We start from the raw sequence: 21,707 nt of genomic DNA, 5'->3' as shown, positions 1-21,707 counted from the left end.
TGCCGTGGGCGGTTTGTTGCACAGCAGGCTTTCCGGCCGCCGGGAGCCGGCCCGCGCAGGTGACAATGCCGGCTTCGCCGGATTGCCCCGGCCCGGTTGCCAACTGTCTGTCCATGTCCCGCATCTTCTGCATTGCCAACCAAAAAGGCGGCGTCGGCAAGACGACCACCTGCGTGAACCTTGCCGCCGGCCTGGCCAAGGTAGGCCAGCGCGTGCTGCTGGTGGACCTGGACCCGCAAGGCAATGCGACCATGGGTTCGGGCGTGGACAAGCGCACGCTGGAGACGAATGTCTACGACGTGCTTCTGGAAACGGCCAGCGTCGCCGAGGCGAAGGTCAGGGCAGAGAAGGCCGGTTATGACGTGCTGGGCGCCAACCGCGAACTGGCCGGCGCAGAGGTCGAGCTGGTGGCGCTGGAGCGGCGTAACGAGCGCCTGCGGGGCGCACTGAAGGTGGCCGCACCCGACTACGACTTCGTGTTGATCGACTGCCCGCCGTCCCTCAACCTGCTGACGCTGAACGGCTTGTGCAGCGCCCATGGCGTGATCGTGCCGATGCAGTGCGAATACTTCGCGCTCGAGGGCCTGACCGACCTGGTCAACACCATCAAGCAGGTGCACGCCAACCTGAACCGTGACCTGGAGCTGATCGGCCTGCTGCGCGTGATGTTCGATCCGCGCATCACGCTGCAGACGCAGGTCAGCGAGCAGCTGAAGGCGCACTTCGGCGACAAGGTGTTCGACAGCGTGATCCCGCGCAACGTGCGCCTGGCCGAGGCGCCGAGCTATGGTCTGCCGGGCGTCGTATTCGACCCGGCCTCCCGCGGCGCGCAAGCCTTTGTGCAGTTCGCTGCCGAGATGGTCGAGCGGGTGGGCGATCAGCGCCTGACGGCTTGATCGCCTGATCTCACCGCGGGGCTCGGTTCAGAAGTCCCGCATCAGGTACATGCCCACGTGGTTCGAGCCGACCTTGGACGGCGCGACCAGGCCATAGATGCCTGAGCGGTGGTGGATGCGAAAGCCCAGCTGCCAGCCGGGCAGGGCATCGTGGTGCAGTACCACTTCCGGCGCCATGTAGAACAGCGTCGCGTAGTTCTCGCTGTTCTTGTGGTGGTCGGGATTGTCATAGGGCTTGTCGCCAAAGGCGTGAGACACACCGAAACTGCCCGCCAGGTCGATGTTCAGCCCACCAAAGCTGGCGCCGGTGGCGCCGAAGCGCCAGGCGGCGATCAGCTCATCGGTGTCCAGCCCGCCGTGATGGTGGAAGGCACCGAATTCAAGGCCATTGAACACCGGGATGCCGCCCCAGTCGCTCCAGCTTTTCATCCAGCCGAAGTCCTGCAGGCTGCGTCGCACCAGCACGCCCTCGATGACGGTGTTCTGCCCGGTGATCTTGCCTTCGAAGGCATGCGGGACGATGTCCAGCAGGTTGTCCTCGATCAGCTTGCCGCCGTACAGGCCGATGGACCAGGTGCCGTCGCCGGCACGGGGCCCCGCGGCGGATGCAGCGGCCGGCAAGCCGGCAGCCAGTGCCGCGGCGCAAGCCAGTAACTGCCATGGCACATGGCGTGGGACCGAGCGAATGCGGGAGCGCTGCGCAAATGGCGCCAGCGATGCATCGGCGCCGCGCAGAGCGAGCCGGAAACGAGAAGTGACCAACAACAAACATGCCTCCCGGGGCATGCACCCCAACAGTGACGGACGGACGGAACTTCATTATGGGCAGTTGCAAGCAATGCAGCGTAGGACAACTGCCCATGCTGAGCATGCCCCAGTCGGTCGTTTGCGTCTGTCCCCCCGGAGGGTGATGAACTGCAGCTTAGGGGGTCACAGCCCCAGCGATTCCTCTACGCCCAGGTGCACGTTCATGGCCTGCACCGCGGCGCCACTGGCGCCCTTGCCCAGGTTGTCCAGCCGGGTCAGCAGCAAAGCCTGGTGGGCGTTGGCGAACACGAAGATGTCGACCCGGTTGGTGTCGTTGCAGGCCTGCACGTCGAAGAAGCCCTCTTCGACCGTGGCCGGGTCGCCGCCCAGCGGCATCACGCGGATGAAGGCCTCGTCGGCATAACGCTCGGCCAGTGCGCGCTGCAGCGCGGCGCCATCGGTGCCGGGTGCCAGTTGGGAGAGGTGCAGCGGCACGCTGACGGCCAGGCCCTTGTAAAAGTTGGCGACTACCGGGAGGAAGACCGGTGGCCGCTGCAGGCCCGTGTGCGCTGCCATCTCCGGCAGGTGCTTGTGGGCCAGGCTCAGTGCATAAGGGCGAGGCGCGTCCAGCCTGGCGTCGCCGCCGGCCTGGTACTGCTCGATCATCTTCTTGCCACCGCCGGAGTAGCCGGTCAGCGAGGTCGCCGAGACGGCGGCGTCTGCCGGCACCAGGCCGGCGTCCACCAGCGGGCGCAGCGCCAGGATGAAGGCGCTGGCGTGGCAGCCGGGGTTGGCGATGCGCTTGCCAGCGCGGATCGCGTCGCGCTGGCCTGGCGCAAGTTCGGGCATGCCGAAGGTCCAGCCGGGCACGGTGCGGTGCGCGGTGCTGGCGTCGATCAGGCAGGTGTCGGGGTTGGTGACCAGCGAGACGGCTTCGCGCGAAGCCGCATCCGGCAGGCAGAGGAAGGCCACGTCCGCGGCATTCAGCAGCCGGGCGCGCTCGGCGTTGTCCTTGCGTTTGTCGGCGTCGATGCGCAGGACTTCGATGTCCGGCCGGCGCGCCAGGTATTCGTGGATGCGCAGACCGGTGGTGCCTTCCTGGCCGTCGACAAAGACTTTGTAGCTGCTCATGCGGTCCTCGCGGAGTGGCTTGCGCCAGAATCAAGGTGAACTTCACAGCATACGGCATCGCCTCCAACGCTTTCATGACCAAGCCCATCCTGGCGCCCCGTGTCCTGCTGCTGCCGGGCTGGCAGAACTCCGGCCCGGCCCACTGGCAAAGCCGCTGGGAAGCCTTGTACGGCGACGAGCGCGTGCTCCAGGCCGACTGGGAGTGGCCGCGCCGAGGCGACTGGATGGCCCGGCTGGACGAAGTGCTGCTGGCCGACCCACGGCCGGCGGTGCTGGCGGCACACAGCCTCGGCTGCCAGCTGGCGGCCGCCTGGGCCGCCCATTCGAAGCACGCCGCTCGCGTGAAGGCTGCGCTGCTGGTCGCCCCGCCGGACACCGAGCGCGACGACATGCCGCCGCAGCTGCACAACTGGCGGCCCATCGTGCGCAAGCCGCTGCCGTTCCCCGCCGTGGCGCTGGTGAGCAGCGACGACCCGTTCTGCAGCCTTCCGCGGGCCATGCAGATGGCCGCCGACTGGGGTGTGGCCTGCCTGGCGCTGGGCCCGCTGGGTCACCTGAATGGCGACTCCGGCCTGGGAGACTGGCCGGAAGGACGCACGGTGCTGCAGCAGTTGATGGCCGACCCGGATGAAGCCGACGACGACAAAGCTGTCACAGGCCCCGGCTGAAGCCCGGTCATCGCCGACAATCGGCCGATATGGCAACCAAAAAACCCAAGGGCCTCGGGATGGGGCTGGAGGCCTTGCTGGGCCCCAAGGTCAGCGACACCCCGGCCGCAGCCGCTGCGCGCGACGGTCACCCTTCGGTGTTGAAGATCGCCCAGCTGCAGGCCGGCAAGTACCAGCCGCGCACCCGCATGGACGAGGGCTCGCTCTACGAGCTGGCCGAGAGCATCAAGAGCCAGGGCATCATGCAGCCCATCCTGGTGCGCCCGCTGGACACGCCGGGCCGCTACGAGATCATTGCCGGCGAGCGCCGCTTCCGGGCCGCGCAGTTTGCCGGGTTGACCGAGGTGCCGGTGCTGGTCAAGCCGGTGCCGGACGAAGCCGCCGCGGTGATGGCGCTGATCGAGAACATCCAGCGCGAGGACCTGAACCCGCTGGAAGAAGCGCAAGGCCTGAAGCGCCTGGTCGACGAATTCGGCCTGACGCACGAACAGGCGGCGCAAAGCGTGGGCCGCTCGCGCAGCGCAGCCAGCAACCTGTTGCGCCTGCTGCAACTCAGCGAGCCGGTGCAGAAGATGCTGATGGCCGGCGACGTGGACATGGGCCATGCGCGTGCGCTGCTGCCGCTGCCGGCGGCCCAGCAAATCCTCACGGCCAACGAGATCGTCGCCAAGAAGCTTTCGGTGCGCGAGGCCGAGAAGCTGGCCACCAAGGCCCTGAACCCCGGCCGGCAGACGCCGCTGCTGCGGGTGGCCGGCGAGAAGTCGCGCGACATCGTGCGCCTCGAAGAACAGCTGGCCGACAAGCTGACGGCCGATGTCGAGATTCGCGTGCAGCGCAAGACGCGCCGCGGCGAACAGGGCGAGGTCGTGATCCGCTTCGGCTCGCTGGACGAACTGGCCGGCCTGCTGGACAAGCTGGGCATAACCGAACGCTAACGCCCGCGGCCAGGCGCATTGCCTGTCGCTTCGACCCCGCGAATGACCACTGTTGAGCAGGCCCGCGCACCAACTGGGCGCGGTCGCCCGTGGGGCATCGCATGCCATACGAAGCGCCGTATGGGCCATCACCCGGGCGCGCCCCGAGGGTTCGCCAGGAGTCCTGGCTGTCGTCCAGCTGCCGCTCTGTGGCGTTTGTCACGTCATGCTGTCTGACGTGTGCCTCGCCGTTGCGCCTACTTGCACCTTCCCGCAAACGGCGCGAAGATGGTTTCATAACGATGACAAAGGCGCTGCGTCCAGCAGGTTCAGACCGCGCCAAGCTGCTTGTCTGGCACACCTTATGCGAGATGTTGCAAACAGGCGGTTGCGGTGGAAAGCCCCTGAAAGCCCGTCTTTTCACGCGTTTGACACACTGATTTCAGTCGCAATCTAAAGCCTCGCAACGCACACGAATCACACGTCTCTGATCGGAACGCTCTGATGGCGCCCGGGCTCAGTCAAGCCGGGACTCCATCAAAACTTTCCAGCCGCTGATCGGTCTTGCACCCGGCAGCGCCTTCCCTGCACAGGAGGTCCCATGGACGTGATCAGCAGCTTCGCAGCCCGGTTCGAACGCACCCGTGAAGAGGAGATATCCCTCGAGGACTATCTCAACGAGTGCAAACGCAATCCACTGGCCTACGCCACCGCCGCCGAGCGCATGCTCAAGGCGATCGGTGAGCCGCAGATGGTCGACACGCGAAACGACCAGCGCCTGTCGCGGCTGTTCGCGAACAAGGTCATCAAGATCTATCCGGCCTTCGCCGAGTTCTACGGCATGGAAGACGCGATCGAACAGGTCGTCTCCTATTTCCGCCATGCCGCACAAGGGCTGGAAGAAAAGAAGCAAATCCTCTATCTGCTGGGCCCCGTCGGTGGCGGCAAGAGCTCCATCGCCGAACGGCTGAAGTCTCTGATGCAAGAGGTACCTTTTTATGCGATCAAGGGATCACCGGTCAACGAGTCGCCCCTCGGCCTGTTCGACCTGATCGAGGACGGCCCTATCCTTGAAAGCGAATACGGCATTCCGCGCCGCTACCTGAACCGCGTGATGAGCCCTTGGGCCGTCAAGCGCCTGGAAGAGTTCGGGGGCGACATCCGGCAGTTCAAGGTCATCAAGCGCCACCCCAGCATCCTGAAGCAGGTTGGCATTGCCAAGACCGAACCGGGCGATGAGAACAACCAGGACATCTCGGCGCTGGTTGGCAAGGTCGACATCCGCAAGCTTGAAAGCTACGCCCAGGACGACCCGGATGCCTACAGCTACTCCGGCGGCCTGTGCCTGGCCAACCAGGGCTTGCTCGAATTCGTCGAAATGTTCAAGGCGCCGATCAAGGTGCTCCATCCCTTGCTGACCGCCACGCAGGAAGGCAACTTCAAGGGCACGGAAGGCTTCGGCGCGATCCCGTTCGACGGCGTGGTGCTGGCGCACTCGAACGAAAGCGAGTGGAAAGCCTTCCGCAACAACAAGAACAACGAAGCCTTCCTGGACCGGATCTACATCGTCAAGGTGCCGTACTGCCTGCGCGTGTCCGAGGAAGTGAAGATCTACGAGAAGCTGCTCAAGGGCTCCTCGCTGGCTGGTGCCACCTGCGCACCGGGCACGCTGAAGATGATGAGCCAGTTCGCCATCCTCACGCGGCTGAAGGAACCCGAAAACTCGTCGCTGTTCTCCAAGATGCAGATCTACGATGGCGAGAACCTGAAGGACACGGACCCGCGCGCCAAGAGCTACCAGGAGTACCGGGACTACGCGGGCGTGGACGAAGGCATGAGCGGCATCTCCACCCGCTTTGCCTACAAGATCATCTCCAAGGTCTTCAACTTCGACTCGCAGGAATTGGCCGCCAACCCGGTGCACCTGATGTACGTGCTGGAGCAGCAGATCGAGCGCGAGCAGTTCCCGGCCGAGCTGGAGCAGAAGTACACCGCCTTCATCAAGGAGCAGCTGTCGCCGCGTTATGCCGAGTTCATCGGCAAGGAAATCCAGACGGCTTACCTTGAGAGCTACAGCGAATACGGCCAGAACATCTTCGACCGCTATGTCACCTACGCCGACTACTGGATCCAGGACCAGGAGTTCCGCGACACCGACACCGGTGAAGTGTTCGACCGCGCCTCGCTGAACGGCGAACTGGAGAAGATCGAGAAACCGGCCGGCATCGCCAACCCGAAGGATTTCCGCAACGAGATCGTCAACTTCGTGCTGCGCGCCCGCGCCAACAACGCCGGCAAAAATCCGCTGTGGACCAGCTACGAGAAGCTGCGTTCGGTGATCGAGAAGAAGATGTTCTCGAACACCGAGGAGTTGTTGCCGGTCATCAGCTTCAACGCCAAGGCCAGCGCCGACGAGGCCAAGAAACACGAAGACTTCGTCGAACGCATGGTACGCAAGGGCTACACGCCCAAGCAGGTGCGCTTGCTGTGCGAGTGGTACTTGCGGGTGCGCAAGAGTTCGTGAGTGGAGCCCCCGGGCTGGCGGGTACGCCAGCCCGCCCCCCGAGGGGGCTCGCGGGCCCGCTTGGGAGCGGCCCGGCGCTGGGCCTGCGTCGCTCCGGCCACGGGGTTTCCTGTGGCGACGGGCATGCGGATTTTCGCGGCGCACGATAACGGTGTTTGAACTGACCTGAGTGAATCAGGCAATCCAGGAAAGGCCCTCATGCTCCAGCAGATCATTGACCGGCGGCTGGCGGGCAAGAACAAGTCGATTGGCAACCGCGAGCGTTTCCTGCGGCGCCACAAGGACCAGATCCGCGACGCGGTGCGCCGCGCGGTCGACGGGCGCGGCATCCGCGACCTGGAGCGCGGCGAAGAGGTGCGCATTCCGAAGAAGGACCTGACCGAGCCGATGTTCCACCATGGCCAGGGCGGCCAGCGCGAGATGGTGCACCCAGGCAACCAGGAGTACGTGACCGGGGACCGCATCGAACGCCCCAAGGGCGGCGGTGGCAAGGGCAGCGGCAAGGGCCAGGCCAGCGATTCGGGCGAGGGCGACGATGACTTCGTGTTCTCGCTGTCCCGCGAGGAGTTCATGCAGGTCTTTTTCGAAGACCTGGCGCTGCCGCATTTGATCCGGACCCAGCTCGCAGAGGTGCCTGAATGGAAATCTCACCGAGCCGGATATTCCAGCGATGGCACGCCGAACAACCTGCACGTGGTGCGCTCGATGCGCGGTGCCCTGGGCCGCCGCATTGCGCTCGGCGGCGAGTCGCGCCGTGAATTGCATCGGCTTGAAGAGCGGGTCGCCTTCCTGAAGCGCCATCCCAGCGATGACGAAGTCATCCAGAAGGAATTGCGCGAGACCGAGGAACGCATTGCCGTGTTGAAGGCGCGACTCGGGATGATTCCCTTCCTCGACCCGATCGACCTGAAGTTCCGCAGCCGAGTGCGCACCCCGGTGCCCACCAGCAAAGCGGTGATGTTCTGCCTGATGGACGTTTCCGGCTCGATGGACGAGCAGCGCAAGGAGCTGTCCAAGCGCTTCTTCATCCTGCTGTACCTCTTCCTGACCAAGCACTACGAGAAGATCGACCTGGTCTTCATCCGCCACCACACCCAGGCGCAAGAGGTCAGCGAAGACGACTTTTTCCACGCCCGGGAGACCGGCGGCACGGTGGTGTCCAGCGCGCTGGAGCTGATGAGCCAGATCATTGCGCAACGCTACAACCCGACCGAATGGAACATCTACGGTGCCCAGGCCAGCGATGGTGACAACTGGCACCACGACTCCGGCCGCTGCCGCGAGCTGCTGACCGAAAAACTGCTGCCGGCCTGCCGCTACTACGCGTATGTGCAGGTCGCAGAAGAAGAACAGAACCTGTGGGAGGAGTACGCCCGGCTGACCGGCACCCACAAGCAATTTGCGATGCGCAAGGCCGTCGAGGCCTCGCAGATCTACCCAGTCTTCCGTGATCTCTTCAAGAAGGAAGGGGCGACTGCATGAGCACTGCCATGATCACTGCCGACACGCACCGCGAATTCTCCCAGGACCGCCGTTTCGCCGACAAACCGGCCAAGATCCCAACCGACGGTGACCGTCGCAAGCCTCGCATGTCCTTGGAGTCCCCCTTGCCTTCACCCCAGCGGCCCGAGCGGCCCTTGTCTGACCCCAGTGACTGGTCGTTCGAACTCATCGAGCAGTACCACGACGTCATTCGGTCCACCGCCAGGCGCTATGGCCTGGACACCTACCCCAACCAGCTGGAGATCATCACCGCCGAGCAGATGATGGACGCCTACGCCAGCGTGGGCATGCCGGTGAACTACCGGCACTGGAGCTACGGCAAGGAGTTCATCTCCACCGAGAAGAACTACCGCCGCGGCCACATGGGCCTGGCCTACGAGATCGTCATCAACTCCAACCCCTGCATCAGCTACCTGATGGAGGAAAACACGATGGCGATGCAGGCGCTGGTGATCGCCCACGCCGCCTACGGCCACAACAGCTTCTTCAAGGGCAACTACCTGTTCCGGATGTGGACCGACGCGGCGTCCATCATCGACTACTTGGTCTACGCCAAGAACTACATCGCCGAGTGCGAAGAGCGCCACGGCGTGGAGACGGTGGAGCTGTTCCTCGACTCCTGCCACGCGCTGCAGAACCACGGCGTGGACCGCTACCGCCGGCCCAGCAAAAAGTCGCTCGCCGAAGAATTGGCCATGCGCAAGGACCGCGAGCACCACGCGCAGCAGCAGGTCAACGACATCTGGCGCACGCTGCCGCGCAAGGCCGAAGTGGCCGAAGAGGAAAAGCAGGCCAAGCGCTTCCCGGTCGACCCGGAAGAGAACCTGCTGTATTTCATCGAGAAAAACGCGCCGCTGCTGGAGCCCTGGCAGCGCGAGGTGGTGCGCATCGTGCGCAAGGTTGCGCAGTACTTCTACCCGCAGCGCCAGACCCAGGTCATGAACGAAGGCTGGGCGACCTTCTGGCATCACAAGCTGCTCAACACCATGTACGACGACGGTTTCCTGACCGACGGCGTGATGATCGAGTGGCTCAAGTCGCACACCAACGTGGTCTACCAGCCGCGCGTGGGCGACCGCGGCTACTCCGGCCTGAACCCGTATGCGCTGGGCTTTGCGATGTACACCGACATCAAGCGCATCTGCGACAAGCCCACCGAGGAAGACCAGCAGTGGTTCCCCGACATCGCGGGCAAGCCCTGGCTGCCGGTGCTGGACCAGGCGATGCGCAACTACAAGGACGAGAGCTTCATCGGCCAGTACCTCAGCCCCAAGCTGATCCGCGACTTCCGCCTGTTCGCCATCAGCGACGACGAGAAGCAGAGCGAGCTGGAGGTCAGCGCCATCCACGACGACACCGGCTACCGCCGCGTGCGCGAAGCGCTGTCACGCCAGTACGACCTCGGCACCCGCGAGCCCAACATCCAGGTCTGGAACGTCAACCTGCGCGGCGACCGCTCGCTGACGCTGCGCCACACCCAGCACAACGACCGCCCCCTGGACGATGGCGCCAACGAAGTCCTCAAGCACGTTGCCCGCCTCTGGGGATTTGGCGTGCACCTGGAAAGCGTCAATGGCCAGGGCGACGTGACGCGCCGCTGGAACGTGCCGGCGCCCTGAAGCACAAGGCCATGAGGCGACGGGCCGGCAGTTGCCGGCCCGCTTTGTTTCAGGTGCCTGTTTTTACAGCTGGAAGATTTTGCCCGGGTTCAGGATGTTGTGCGGGTCCAGCGCCTGCTTGACGGCGCGCATCATCGCCACCGCGCCTTCGCCGGTTTCGTCGACCAGGAAGCCCTGCTTGTGCAGGCCGATGCCGTGCTCGCCGGTGCAGGTGCCTTGCGCCGCGATGGCACGTTCCACGACACGGCGGTTCAGGTCTTCGGCCAGTTCGCGCTCTGCCGGCAGGGCTGGGTCGATGAGGTAGGCGATGTGGAAGTTGCCGTCGCCGACGTGGCCGACCACGAAGTGCGGCAGGCCGGCGGCTTCGGCTTCGGCCAGCGCGGCGGTCACCATCTCGGCCAGGCGCGAGATCGGCACGCAGGTGTCGGTGGTGACGGCGCGGCAGCCGGGTTTCATCTGCAGCGCAGAGAGGTAGGCGTGGTGGCGCGCGGTCCACAGCCGCGTGCGCTCTTCCGGCGTGGTCGCCCACTGGAAGTCCTGGCCACCCCAGTCGCGCGCCAGCTCCTGCACCGTGGCCGCCTGTTCCTTGACGCTGGCATCGCTGCCGTGGAATTCCATCAGCAGCATCGGCGCTTCTTTCAGGCCGAGGTGGTCGTGGTGGTTGACCGCCCGCACCGCGTGCGTGTCCAGCAGCTCGCAGCGGGCGATCGGCACGCCGAGCTGGATCAGCTGGATGGTGGTGTTGACGGCCGCGCCCACGTCCGCAAAAAAGCAGATCGCCGCGGCCACGCACTCGGGCAGCGGGTGCAGCTTCAGCGTGACCTCGGTGATGATGCCCAGCGTGCCTTCGCTGCCGACCATCAGCCGCGTCAGGTCGTAGCCGGCGCTGCTCTTGCGCGCGCGGGTGCCGGTATGGATGACCTCGCCGCTGGCCGTCACCACTTCCAGCGCCAACACGTTCTCGCGCATGGTGCCGTAGCGCACGGCGTTGGTGCCGGAAGCGCGCGTGGCGCTCATGCCACCGATGGACGCGTCGGCGCCCGGGTCGATCGGGAAGAACAGGCCCTGATCCTTGATTTCGCGGTTCAACTGGCTGCGCAGCACGCCGGGCTGCACGGTGGCCGTCAGGTCCTCGGCCTGCACCCGCATCACTTGGTTCATGCGCGACAGGTCCAGGCTGAGGCCGCCTTGCACCGCCAGCAAGTGGCCTTCCAGGGACGAGCCCGCGCCGTAGGCAATGACGGGCACGCGGTGCGCGGCCGCCAGCCGCACGGCCAGCGCCACGTCCGCCGTGCTTTCGCAGAACAGCACCGCCTCGGGCGGCGGCACGTCGAACGGCGACTCGTCGCGACCATGCTGTTGCCGGACGGCCAGCGCGGTGCTGCAGCGTTCGCCGAAGTGCGCGCGCAACTGCGCCAGCAACTCGGCTGGCACGGGCCGCGCGATCTGGTCGGGGGTGAGGTGAGGGGCGTTCATCTGCTGGTCTCCTGCTGCGTGTCTCGGCCTGGCGTTCAGCGCCCGCCGGACACGTCGATGAAAGTGCCGGTGCAATACGAGGCGGCGTCCGACAGCAGCCACAGCGCCGCAGCCGCCACTTCCTCGGGCTCCCCGCCGCGGCCCATCGGCACGCTGGCTTCCAGCCGCTGCACGCGGCCCGGCTCGCCGCCGCTGGCGTGGATGTCGGTGTGGATCAGGCCTGGCCGGATGCCGTTGACGCGAATCCCTTCGGTGGCCACCTCCTTGGCCAGGCCGATGGTCATGCTTTCGACCGCACCCTTGGAGGCGGCGTAGTCCACGTATTCGCCGGGCGCGCCCAGCTTGGCGGCCATCGAGGACAGGTTGACGATGGCACCGCCCGCGCCGCCGCGGCTGCGCGCCATGCGGCGCACCGCTTCGCGAGCGCACAGGAAGCAGCCGATCACATTGGTCGCCAGCACCTGCTGCAGCCTGGCGGCGCTCATGTCTTCGACCCGCATCTGCGGCGCCAGCATGCCGGCGTTGTTGATCAGCCCGGTCAGCCGGCCCAGCGTTTGGTCGACCGCTGCGAACAGGCGCAGCACCTGGTCTTCCTGCGCCACATCGGCCTGCAACGCGACGGCTTTGCCGCCGGCCGCGACGATGCGTTGAACCACCGAATGCGCCGAGCCTTCGTCGCGGTGGTAGTTCACGGCGACCGCATGACCCGCCGCAGCGGCAGCAATGGCAATGGCGGCGCCGATGCCGCGTCCACCGCCAGTGACCAGCAACACGGGGGACGACGACGAAAGAGGCATGGGAGGCAGCGTCATGTCGGCAATCTAGCCCAAAACGCCAGCGGGGCGCCGCCGCTTAACATCGCGACATGGCCAATCGACTCTCACAAATCGCCACCCGCACCGGCGACGACGGCACCACCGGGCTGGGCGACGGCCAGCGCGTGCCCAAGCACCACCTGCGCATTGCCGCGATGGGCGACGTGGACGAACTGAACTCGCAGATTGGCGTGCTGCTGGCCGAGCCGCTGCCGAACGACGTGCGCGAGCTGCTGGTCGTCATCCAGCACGAGCTGTTCAACCTCGGCGGTGAGCTGTCCATTCCGGGCTACACCTTGTTGAAGGAAGAAGCCTTGGCGGGACTGGACGCCGCGCTGGCGCACTACAACGCAGCGCTGCCTCGTCTCGCCGAGTTCATCCTGCCGGCCGGCACCCGCAGCGCGGCGCTGGCCCATGTGGCGCGTACCATCGCCCGCCGCGCCGAGCGCGCTGTCGTGGCGCTGACCGCCCACGAGGCCGTCAACGACGCGCCGCGCCAGTACCTGAACCGCCTGTCCGACCTGATGTTCGTGCTGGCCCGGGTGCTGAACCGTGCCAACCTCGACGGCCTCGGCGGTGACGACGTCTACTGGCGCAGCGAGCGCCTGGCGCGCCAGCAGGCCGATGCGTTGCCGGAAGACGACGCGCCTGCCGCCTGATCTGCCAAATTCTTTGCACACAGCTGAAAGCGTGTGCTGACTTTCACGTTTGACGCGCTTGCGTTGATCGTTGCAGTTAACCCGCCGCACCGCCGCCCGAAATCCCGGGCAGGAGCGGCCGCTTGGCTTTGCCGTTCCTTGACAAGGGACGGCAATGTTCAAACACAAGGCCCTGCAAGGGCAAGGCTGCGGGCTCAGGCCCGCCGCATGCGTGGCAACACTGACTGCTGTTGCGGTGCTGTGCGCTTGCGGCGGCGGCGTTGACCTGGCACGCGGCAATGCGCTGGACAACGGCACCAGCACCGGCCCGGCCGTGCAGCTCAGTGCGGACGCGGTGTATTTCCGCCCGGCCGACGTGGCGACACTGCGGCAGCTGGAAAAAGCCAGCGCGCGCGTCGTGGCCAGTGCAGGCAAGGCACAGCGTCGCGCGGCAGCCGACCCGTCCGCCAGTGACGTGGGTGTCTTGCTGTGGGGCAGGCCCATGGCATGTGGCGGCGCCGAAGGGGCGGCCGCAACGGTTGCGGTCCCCACCGACGCCAAGCTGCAAGCCCTGTCCAGGCTGACCGGGCTGCCCGCGCAGCGCACGCCCGCCAGCACCCGTTGGAGTTCCGAGCCTGCGAACCACGAATGCGGTGGCGAGAAAGCCAGCCAGTCCGGCGCCACGGCCATCTTTGTCGACACGCAAGAAGGCGCGGGCGGCATCGGCATGGTCACCACCACCGGCATCCAGGCCGACGGCAAGCGCGCCGCATTGCGCCCGCTCGATGCCGCCGGCGAAGATGGCTCGGGTGCCAACGCCGGCACCGCCGGCAGTGCGATGACTTTCCGGCCACCGCAGCGCCAGGCCGGTGGCACCTTGCCCTGGTCCGCTGCCGGTGCCGCCGCGCGCCTGCGCACCCGCCAGCAGGTCGCCTCGTTGACATTGCGTCGCGGCACGCAAGCCACGGTGCAGGTGCGCCAGCTCTTGCGTGCGACCTTCGTCAACGCCGATTGCGCCAAGGGCCAGCGGGCCGCTGCATGCCAGTTGCAATACGAACTCGACACGGTGCTGGCCCGCTCCGAAGTGCACGCCAGTTCGGCCCAGGACGCTTTCGAATTGAACGGCCATGTCACGCTGGAACCCGCGCGCGGTGGCGCGGCGGTCGTGCGCGGCAGCCTCGGTGGGCCCGGCGAGACCACGCGCGAGCCGCACAGCGGCTTTGGCCTGTTCACCTCGCAAGGCTCTTCGACCCAGCACGGCACGTTTGCGCCACGCACCTTCGATGCCACCATCAGCCTGGACCAACTGCTGAACGCCGCCCGCGTGGTCGCCGCGCAGCAACTGGGCGTGGCACCGGCCCAGCTCAGCGCCGAGCAGATGAGCCAGCGCTGGGGCAGCCGCTGGGACGCACGCGACGCCTGGGTGCTGCAGTCGGCCGAAGTCGGCCAGGAGGTCTACAACCCGGACGATGCCGGCAGGGTCGAGATCGCCGGCGGCGTGCTGGACCTGTACGCCGGTTCTCAGGCGCCACGCTGAAGAGCTGAAGAGGTGCCTCTTTTGAGGCGGTGGCTTCAGCCGCGGCGCGCTTTCACCGCTTCGCTCAGCACGCGCAGCACTTCGGCCGAATCGTCCCAGCCCAGACAGGCGTCGGTGATGCTCTGGCCATAGCAAAGTGCGCTCGCGTCGTCCTTGCCCGGCGTGAACTTCTGCGCGCCGGCCACCAGGTGGCTCTCGACCATCACACCGAAGATCTGCCGGCTGCCGGCTTGCAGCTGCGCGCCGATGTCGCGTGCCACGTCCAGCTGGCGCTGGTACTGCTTGCTCGAATTCGCGTGGCTGCAGTCCACCATCAGTGAAGGCGTGAGCTTGGCCGTTTCCAGTTCGCTGCAGGCCGCCATCACGCTTTGCGCGTCATAGTTGGGCGCCTTGCCGCCGCGCAAGATGACGTGGCAGTCCTGGTTGCCCTTAGTCTCGACGATCGCCACCTGGCCGTTCTTGTGCACCGACAGGAAATGGTGTGGCCGCGCCGCGGCCTGGATCGCATCGGTCGCAATCTTGATGTTGCCGTCCGTGCCGTTCTTGAAACCGATGGGCGCGGACAGGCCCGAAGCCAGCTCGCGGTGCACCTGGCTTTCAGTCGTGCGTGCGCCGATGGCGCCCCACGAGATCAGGTCGCCGATGTACTGCGGGCTGATCGTGTCCAGGAACTCGCTGCCCGCCGGCATGCCCAGCCGGTTGATCTCGACCAGCAGCTGGCGCGCCATGCGCAGCCCCTCGTCGATGCGGTAGCTCTCGTCCAGGTACGGGTCGTTGATCAGCCCCTTCCAGCCGACGGTCGTGCGCGGCTTCTCGAAGTAGACCCGCATCACGATCTCCAGCGTGTCGGCGTACTGCTGGCGCAGCGGCTGCAGCTTGCGCGCGTATGCCACCGCTGCGGCCGGGTCGTGGATCGAGCAGGGCCCGATCACCATCAGCAGCCGGTCGTCCTGGCCCTTCATGATGCGCCGCACCGTCTGCCGGGTCGACTGGATCAAGCGCTCGGTCGGCGTGCCAGCGATGGGGAAGAAGCGGATCAGGTGCTCGGGTGGCGGCAAAGGTGTCACCTCCTGGATGCGCTGGTCGTCGGTCTCGCTGGTGCGCTCGCTCAGCACCAGGCCGCTGCGGGCCTCGCTGCTCGACAGGGCGGAAAGGGGCTGGGGCGTGGTCGCCTTGGCATTCATCGGGCTTCTCCTGGGGACAGTGGTGGCCCTGGGCACCGGCGAAAAAAAACCGCCGGTGGGGCCGGCGGTTTTCTGGGGATGTTCGCTTGATGCTTCAGTCGCGCGCGATTGCCTCTCCAGCCGCCAAACGGGGCGAGGACCAAAAGTAGGCAAAGAAAAATCGCGGGGTGCGCATGACGCGGCGAATGTAGCACGGGCGGGGTTGCAAAGGAAAAAGGTTATGCTTTGGTGTTTTACAAGGCCGCAACTTTCAAGCGGTCCATTGACAGGGAAATGAGGGGGATGCATGCGACGCAGGACATGGTTGCAGCTTGCGGGAGTGGGCGCTGCTTTAATAGGTTGTGGTGGAAGTTCGTCTGAGGGAGGAGATGGCGGTCCGGATCAAACTCCCGGTGATGGCGACTCCGGCGGGGAAAGTGGCCCGCCGCCCAACGTGCTGATGATCGCCATTGACGACCTGAATGATTGGGTCGGATTTCTCAAAGGCCACCCCCAAGTCAAGACGCCCAACATGGACGCGCTGGCTGCGCGTTCCACTGTGTTCGAGCGGGCCTATTGCAACGCGCCGACCTGCACTGGATCACGTGCCAGTGCACTGACCGGCCTGTCGGTGCAATCAACAGGGGTTTGGGATCTCGACCAAACCTTCAGCACAGTGAATCCGGGCAAGCCGATGTTGTGGGGCATGCTGAACAATGCGGGCTACGCCACGCAGCTCTATGGCAAGGTTGATCACAACTTCACCCTGGGTTCGCAGCCGTTTCCTACGACCACTCCCTACGCCAACAAGGTGTGTCCAAGTGGCACAGGTGTCGGTGCTTTTGATTGGGGCCCGACCAGCGGCCCGGACTCAGACCATCCCGATTACCGCTTCGCACAGCAGGGCATCGACTATCTGGCATCGGCCAGTCGCAGCAGGCCCTTCTTTCTGGGGGTTGGGTTCGTGCGCACGCATGTTGGCTGGTACGTGCCCCAGCGCTTTTTCGACATGTATCCCAAAGAAGGACTGGCGCTCCCGGAGGCGCCCGCAGATGACCTGGACGACCTGGGGCCAGTGGGACGAGCGATCGCGCTGCAATGGAACTTCCATCAGTGCATTACCAAGCAGAACCTGTGGGCCGATGCCGTGCAAGCCTATCTGGCCAGCATTTCATGGGTGGATGAACAAATTGGCCGATTGATCGCGGCGTTGGACGCCAGCCCGCATGCGAACAACACTATGGTCGTGCTCTGGAGCGACCACGGCTTCCATCTGGGCGAGAAGTTCCACTGGCACAAGGAGGCTTTGTGGGAGCGGTCCACGCACGTGCCCTTCCTGATGCGGCGCCCAGGTCAAGCCACTTCGGTCCGCCAGCGTGCGTGCGTCAGCCTGCGTGACATGGTGCCGACCCTGCTGGATTACTGCGGTGCCGCACCGGCTTACCCGATGGACGGCATCAGCCTGCGTCGCTTGATCGAGCAGCCATCGCGCAGTTGGGATGTGCCTGTGCTCACCACACATGAGCAATACGACCATGCCATACGCACGGACCAGTGGCGGTACATCCGCTATGGCTCTGGCGAAAGGGAGCTTTACGACGAATCCGTCGATCCGCACGAGTACAAGAATCTGGCGGGAGATGCGTCTCACGAGCCTTTGATGGCCCAGCTCGACGCGCTGATGCCGGCTCGCCCCGTGTAAATCTCCGGCATCAAGCCGGGTTTCGACACTTGCCCGACCAACTTTAGCGACAGAAAGCCAACGAACCGCCTGCACCTCCACTTCAAGACAAGTGCCCTGGCCACCGATGACCTTTGCAAGCGCGCCCCCCCATGGGTCGCGCTCCTGCAACGGAGTCAATCATGGTCAGCACGGTCGGAATCAGGAACAAGGAACACGCGCGCAAGCTTGCGCACAGCACGGGGCTGGGTCTTGCGCTCTTGGTCAGCGGGTTGGTCGTCGGATGCGGTGGCGGTGGTGGCGACTCCGGGACGAGCGTGCCGGCCGAGCAGCCGCAGGGCGACGGCCAGGCAATCGCGCCAGAATTGACGATCGGTGCAGACAGCTTCTATTTCGCGCCCGGAGCAGCAAATGCGAGCGCGAGCTCACTGAACAAAGTGGCCGGTGGCACGGCATTGACCGCCTTCTGGGATCCCAACGACGGCAACACGGCGCTGTCGCCTGGCATGAAGATCTTCTTCTTCGGTCAGGCTCAGGGTTGCACGGCTGGTTCGCAGGGCCCGCTGGATTCGTTCAGCGACACGCGGCTCGCCGATGTTTCTGGCTTGACCGGTGTGCCGGCCGATGCCGTAGGCGCAGAGTTGCGTTGGGTGCCTTCTGCCAACACTTCGGCTTGTGATGCCGCCTCGCGTGCCAAGCGTGGTGCCTCCAGCGCCTTCCTGAATGCGTCTGATGCCAACGGCGCAATGGCCTTGCTGACCAGCTCGGGCATTCAGAGCGATGGTCAGGCCAGCTTCTTCGGCCCGTATTCCAGCAGCGGCCAGAACGGCAAGGGCGACAACGCCTACATCACGGGCACGTTTGTGAACTTCCGCCATGCAGCCTGGCTGGCTGATCCGCTGCAGCCTTGGCTCAACGGCACCAAGGCGCGTCTGCGCAGCGAACAGGGGCTGACCACCGCCAGCGTCGAGGGTGGCCGGGCGATGGCCCAGGTCAAGCAACAGATGATGGCCACGTTCTACAACCACAAGTGCCGGCAGGACGAGGCCACCAATCCTTGCCAGATCCAGTACCTGATGGACACCGCGATCATGCGCACAGGCGTGAGCAACTGGTCGGGCGAGTCGTGGTTCGTGAACGCCAAGGTATGGGGCGATCCCGTCCAAGGCGGCATTCCCATCGTCAGCGGGCCGATCTACGGCAACGGTGTCACCACCAGTGATTCAGAGCGTGGGCTGGCACTGTGGACCTCGCAAGGTGAAGCGTCCCAGCACGCAACGTTTGCCGCCAAGACTTTCGACGTGACGATCAGCCTTGATCAGCTGGTGAATGTCTTGCGAATCACCACTGGCCGTGCCGTCAACAAGGCACCCAGCGCCGTTTCCGATGCCGAGATCGCCTCGCTGTGGGGCAGCGCCTGGAACGATCCCGGTGCCTGGGCCTTGCTGTCGACCGACGTGGCGCAGGAGGTCTACAACCCGGACAGCAACTTCCGGGCGGAAATCGGCGGCGGCTTCAAGAGCCTGTTCGTGGGGCCGCAGTAACGGTCAATGGCACTGCCTGACGCCAGTCAGGCAGATGGCGATCCATCATCGTGTCCATAGCCAGCGGGTCTGCAATGCAGGCCCGCTCTGCATTGTTGGCGATCTGGGCATCGAGCCTGGCCTGCAGCGCCTGCGGTCCACCCTGTTCAAGCAGTCGGTACAGGTTCGTCCAATGGTCGCCGCCCACGGCGGCCAGTCCTTGCTCGCGTGCCGCCTTCACAGCCCGCGCACCGCTGATCACCTTGCGTTCGAACTGGGCTCGCGTGCGCATCGGGTACTCGCGCATCGTCAAGCCAGGCAAAGAGGTATAGCTCGCACGGGCGTAGTGGCCGGCTTCCAGCAGCTTGTGATTGCCTTGCGCGATTTCCATGCCAACGCGCGCCCGCACGATCACCTTGGCCGAGACGTGTGACCGCGGCTGCCGGTGGGTCAGTCGGCGGAAGAAGTAGTCCACATCTTCTGCCGCATCGCCGGGCATCAACGCATAGATGCTCTTGGGCAGTGCCACGGCATCGACCTCAGGGGGCACAACCGCCAGCAGGTCACGCAGCGGCCGGTCGCTGCAGACGAACTCGTCTGCGTCTACAAGGATCAGCCACTCCAGCTCAGGCCACAAGGACTTGAGGTACCAGCAGGCGCCGGACACCTTGCGGCCCTGGAAGTGGGCCATCACCGTGTCTTTGAGCGTGAGCACCGTGGCATCGGTGAAGGCTTGCTGGAAATGTTGCAGCAGTGCCGGCGTGCGATCAGTGGACAGGTTGTCGATGACAAAGAATCGACGCACCCCCATCGCGTAGTGCCAGACCAGGTTGAACAGCAGGATGTCCTGCTCGTCCTTCACCATGGTCACGTAGCCCAGTCCTTGCCATGCCGGCGAGTCTGGCATCAGGGGCGAGGTGGCGCGATCCGGTCCTGCGCTGACCAAGTGCTCGGCCAGCGAGAAGTCACGCGAATTGAAGGGCTTGGCTGACGGAAATTCGAGGATCGTGTCGTAGCAGCGCAAGTCCAGCAAGGTCGCGATCATGCGATAGGCCACCACCGGATGCTCGCGCTCGCGGAAGGTTGACGTCAGCAATTCACCGGCGGCCTGTGCTTGCCCAGCCTTTTTCAGGTCCCGAACCTTGTCGAAGATGCCGCCCAGGCCGGGGAAGGGCTGTTCTACCTCGGCCGAGTGCGCTTCAGCCTTGGTTGCAGCGGGCTGAGGCATGGCGTCGCCTGTGGACTCAGGCTCGCTGGTTGCTTCGTTCTTGTTGCGCTTTTGACGCGCGCCGCTCAGGAAAGAAAACATCGATTGCTGCAGTCAACCTGTCACCGGCATGCCAGCTGGCCGGGCAGGGAAGGTGACGAAGACGAACTCGCTCAAGCCGTCCCACCCACCGTCAACCCATCAATCCGCAACGTCGGCTGCCCGACCCCCACTGGCACGCTCTGTCCTTCCTTGCCGCAGGTGCCGACGCCGGTGTCGAGTTCGAGGTCGTTGCCGATCATGCTGATGCGGGTCATGGCGTCGGGGCCGTTGCCGATCAGGGTGGCGCCTTTGACGGGGTAAAGGATCTTGCCGTTTTCGACCCAGAAGGCTTCGGAGGCGGAGAAGACGAACTTGCCGCTGGTGATGTCGACCTGGCCGCCGCCGAAGTTGGTGGCGTACAGGCCGCGCTTGATGCTGGCGATGATCTCTTCCTTGGGCTTGTCGCCGGCCAGCATGTAGGTGTTGGTCATGCGCGGCATGGGCACATGGGCGTAGCTTTCGCGGCGGCCGTTGCCGGTGGGCTTCACGCCGGACAGGCGGGCGTTCATGCTGTCCTGGATGTAGCCGCGCAGGATGCCGTCTTCGATCAGCACGTTGCGCTGGGTCGGGTTGCCTTCGTCGTCGACGTTCAGCGAGCCGCGGCGGTCGGTCAGTGTGCCGTCGTCCAGCACGGTGACGCCCTTGGACGCCACACGTTCGCCAATGCGGCCGGAGAAGGTGGACGCGCCTTTGCGGTTGAAGTCGCCCTCCAGGCCGTGACCCACGGCTTCGTGCAGCATCACGCCGGGCCAGCCGGAGCCCAGCACGACGGTCATCATGCCGGCCGGCACGGGGCGGGAATCGAGGTTGGTCAGCGCCGCGTTGACGGCCTGGTCCACGTATTCGTTGAGCTGGGCGTCCTGGAAGTAGCCCAGGCCGAAGCGGCCACCGCCGCCGCCGGAGCCGACTTCGCGGCGGCCGTTCTGCTCGGCAATGACGGTGACCGACAGGCGCACCAGCGGGCGCACGTCTGCGGCGCGGGTGCCGTCGGCACGCGCCACCATCACCACGTCGTATTCGGCGGCCAGGCCAGCCATGACCTGCACCACGCGCGGGTCGCGGGCACGGGCCATCTTCTCGACGCGCTCCAGCAGCGCGACCTTCTGCGTGCTGTCCAGCGTCGCGATCGGGTCCAGCGGCGCGTACAGCAGCCGGCTCTTGGCGACCTGCGGTTTGCGGTCCAGCTTGACGCGGCGGCTCTGGCCCGCGGCGGCGATGCTGCGCACGGTGCGCGCGGCGTCCAGCAGCGCGGCTTCGGAAATGTCGTCCGAATAGGCGAATGCGGTTTTCTCGCCGGCGATGGCGCGCACGCCCACGCCCTGGTCGATCGAGAAGCTGCCGCTCTTGACGATGCCTTCTTCCAGGCTCCAGCCTTCGTGGCGGGTGTACTGGAAGTAGAGATCCGCGTCATCCACCCGGTGTTCACCGATGGTGGCCAGGGCGCGGGACAGGCTGGCTTCCGACAGCTGGTACGGGTCCAGGAGCAGACTTTGGGCCACGGCAAGCCGTTCGAGGGTGGGTTCGCGCGAGATCATGTTTTTGATTGTAGGAGTGCGCCTGCCG

17 protein-coding genes are annotated in these 21,707 nt (G+C 65.5%); 10 read left to right on the top strand and 7 right to left on the bottom strand.

The genetic code is table 11. From position 1 onward, the window contains the following. Nucleotides 1-113: 113 nt before the first annotated feature. Nucleotides 114-896, top strand: a complete 783-nt coding sequence (locus ACAH41_RS13565) for an AAA family ATPase (RefSeq protein ID WP_325652612.1) — start codon at nucleotides 114-116, stop codon at nucleotides 894-896. Between the two features lie 27 nt (nucleotides 897-923). Here the strand turns inward: ACAH41_RS13565 and ACAH41_RS13560 are convergent, their stop codons facing one another. Both ACAH41_RS13560 and argC read right to left on the bottom strand, forming a co-directional pair. Continuing rightward, the gene (locus tag ACAH41_RS13560) at nucleotides 924-1,661 is read right to left on the bottom strand and encodes a hypothetical protein (protein WP_325652614.1); all 738 of its coding nucleotides are present in this window, start codon (nucleotides 1,659-1,661) and stop codon (nucleotides 924-926) included. A 165-nt stretch (nucleotides 1,662-1,826) separates the two neighbouring features. Further along, nucleotides 1,827-2,774 (bottom strand): N-acetyl-gamma-glutamyl-phosphate reductase, encoded by a 948-nt coding sequence (gene argC / locus ACAH41_RS13555; RefSeq protein WP_325652615.1) that lies wholly within the window; start codon nucleotides 2,772-2,774, stop codon nucleotides 1,827-1,829. Between the two features lie 74 nt (nucleotides 2,775-2,848). On the opposite strand from argC, the gene ACAH41_RS13550 reads away from it, so the two are divergent. From ACAH41_RS13550 to ACAH41_RS13530, 5 genes are all read left to right on the top strand, one after another. Then, nucleotides 2,849-3,442, top strand: a complete 594-nt coding sequence (locus tag ACAH41_RS13550; protein WP_325652617.1) for an alpha/beta fold hydrolase — start codon at nucleotides 2,849-2,851, stop codon at nucleotides 3,440-3,442. Nucleotides 3,443-3,471: 29 nt separating this feature from the next. Further along, nucleotides 3,472-4,377 carry a ParB/RepB/Spo0J family partition protein gene (locus ACAH41_RS13545; protein ID WP_325652619.1) on the top strand — a complete coding sequence of 302 codons (906 nt, stop codon included), beginning with the start codon at nucleotides 3,472-3,474 and terminating at the stop codon, nucleotides 4,375-4,377. A 580-nt stretch (nucleotides 4,378-4,957) separates the two neighbouring features. Then, a complete protein-coding gene (locus ACAH41_RS13540) occupies nucleotides 4,958-6,880 on the top strand; it encodes a PrkA family serine protein kinase (RefSeq protein WP_325652621.1) in 1,923 nt (640 codons plus the stop codon). Between the two features lie 198 nt (nucleotides 6,881-7,078). After that, a complete protein-coding gene (locus ACAH41_RS13535; protein WP_325652622.1) occupies nucleotides 7,079-8,362 on the top strand; it encodes a YeaH/YhbH family protein in 1,284 nt (427 codons plus the stop codon). 8 nt (nucleotides 8,363-8,370) lie between these two features. Continuing rightward, the gene (locus ACAH41_RS13530) at nucleotides 8,371-10,002 is read left to right on the top strand and encodes a SpoVR family protein (RefSeq protein ID WP_370538328.1); all 1,632 of its coding nucleotides are present in this window, start codon (nucleotides 8,371-8,373) and stop codon (nucleotides 10,000-10,002) included. A gap of 63 nt (nucleotides 10,003-10,065) precedes the next feature. Here ACAH41_RS13530 and ACAH41_RS13525 read toward each other — a convergent pair whose 3' ends face one another. Further along, nucleotides 10,066-11,478, bottom strand: coding sequence for an FAD-linked oxidase C-terminal domain-containing protein (locus tag ACAH41_RS13525; RefSeq protein ID WP_325650170.1), 1,413 nt, complete (start codon nucleotides 11,476-11,478; stop codon nucleotides 10,066-10,068). 35 nt (nucleotides 11,479-11,513) lie between these two features. Then, entirely contained in the window at nucleotides 11,514-12,290 is a 777-nt protein-coding gene (locus ACAH41_RS13520) for an SDR family oxidoreductase (protein WP_325650172.1), read from the bottom strand. Nucleotides 12,291-12,343: 53 nt separating this feature from the next. Here ACAH41_RS13520 and ACAH41_RS13515 point away from each other — a divergent pair, with 53 nt between their 5' ends. After that, nucleotides 12,344-12,952 (top strand): cob(I)yrinic acid a,c-diamide adenosyltransferase, encoded by a 609-nt coding sequence (locus ACAH41_RS13515; RefSeq protein WP_325650174.1) that lies wholly within the window; start codon nucleotides 12,344-12,346, stop codon nucleotides 12,950-12,952. A 211-nt stretch (nucleotides 12,953-13,163) separates the two neighbouring features. Further along, complete coding sequence (locus ACAH41_RS13510) at nucleotides 13,164-14,468, top strand: hypothetical protein (protein WP_325650175.1); 1,305 nt, start codon at nucleotides 13,164-13,166, stop codon at nucleotides 14,466-14,468. 35 nt (nucleotides 14,469-14,503) lie between these two features. Here the strand turns inward: ACAH41_RS13510 and ACAH41_RS13505 are convergent, their stop codons facing one another. Then, the gene (locus ACAH41_RS13505) at nucleotides 14,504-15,652 is read right to left on the bottom strand and encodes a 3-deoxy-7-phosphoheptulonate synthase (RefSeq protein WP_325650176.1); all 1,149 of its coding nucleotides are present in this window, start codon (nucleotides 15,650-15,652) and stop codon (nucleotides 14,504-14,506) included. Between the two features lie 439 nt (nucleotides 15,653-16,091). Here ACAH41_RS13505 and ACAH41_RS13500 point away from each other — a divergent pair, with 439 nt between their 5' ends. Together ACAH41_RS13500 and ACAH41_RS13495 are read left to right on the top strand one after the other, a co-directional pair. Beyond that, a complete protein-coding gene (locus tag ACAH41_RS13500) occupies nucleotides 16,092-17,333 on the top strand; it encodes a sulfatase (protein ID WP_325650326.1) in 1,242 nt (413 codons plus the stop codon). 161 nt (nucleotides 17,334-17,494) lie between these two features. Continuing rightward, nucleotides 17,495-18,856, top strand: a complete 1,362-nt coding sequence (locus tag ACAH41_RS13495) for a hypothetical protein (RefSeq protein ID WP_370538327.1) — start codon at nucleotides 17,495-17,497, stop codon at nucleotides 18,854-18,856. On the opposite strand, the gene ACAH41_RS13490 is transcribed toward ACAH41_RS13495, so the two are convergent. After that, nucleotides 18,828-20,063, bottom strand: coding sequence for a glycosyltransferase family 2 protein (locus ACAH41_RS13490; RefSeq protein WP_325650178.1), 1,236 nt, complete (start codon nucleotides 20,061-20,063; stop codon nucleotides 18,828-18,830). The genes ACAH41_RS13495 and ACAH41_RS13490 overlap by 29 nt on opposite strands. Nucleotides 20,064-20,215: 152 nt before the next feature. Continuing rightward, entirely contained in the window at nucleotides 20,216-21,679 is a 1,464-nt protein-coding gene (tldD, locus tag ACAH41_RS13485) for a metalloprotease TldD (protein WP_325650180.1), read from the bottom strand. Nucleotides 21,680-21,707 lie beyond the last annotated feature (28 nt).

The sequence above is a fragment of the Ideonella sp. genome (genome assembly GCF_041287625.1).
Lineage (GTDB): Bacteria > Pseudomonadota > Gammaproteobacteria > Burkholderiales > Burkholderiaceae_C > Ideonella.
The sequence above is the reverse complement of the archived record's forward strand: the minus strand, read 5'-3'. Positions and strand labels throughout refer to the sequence as shown.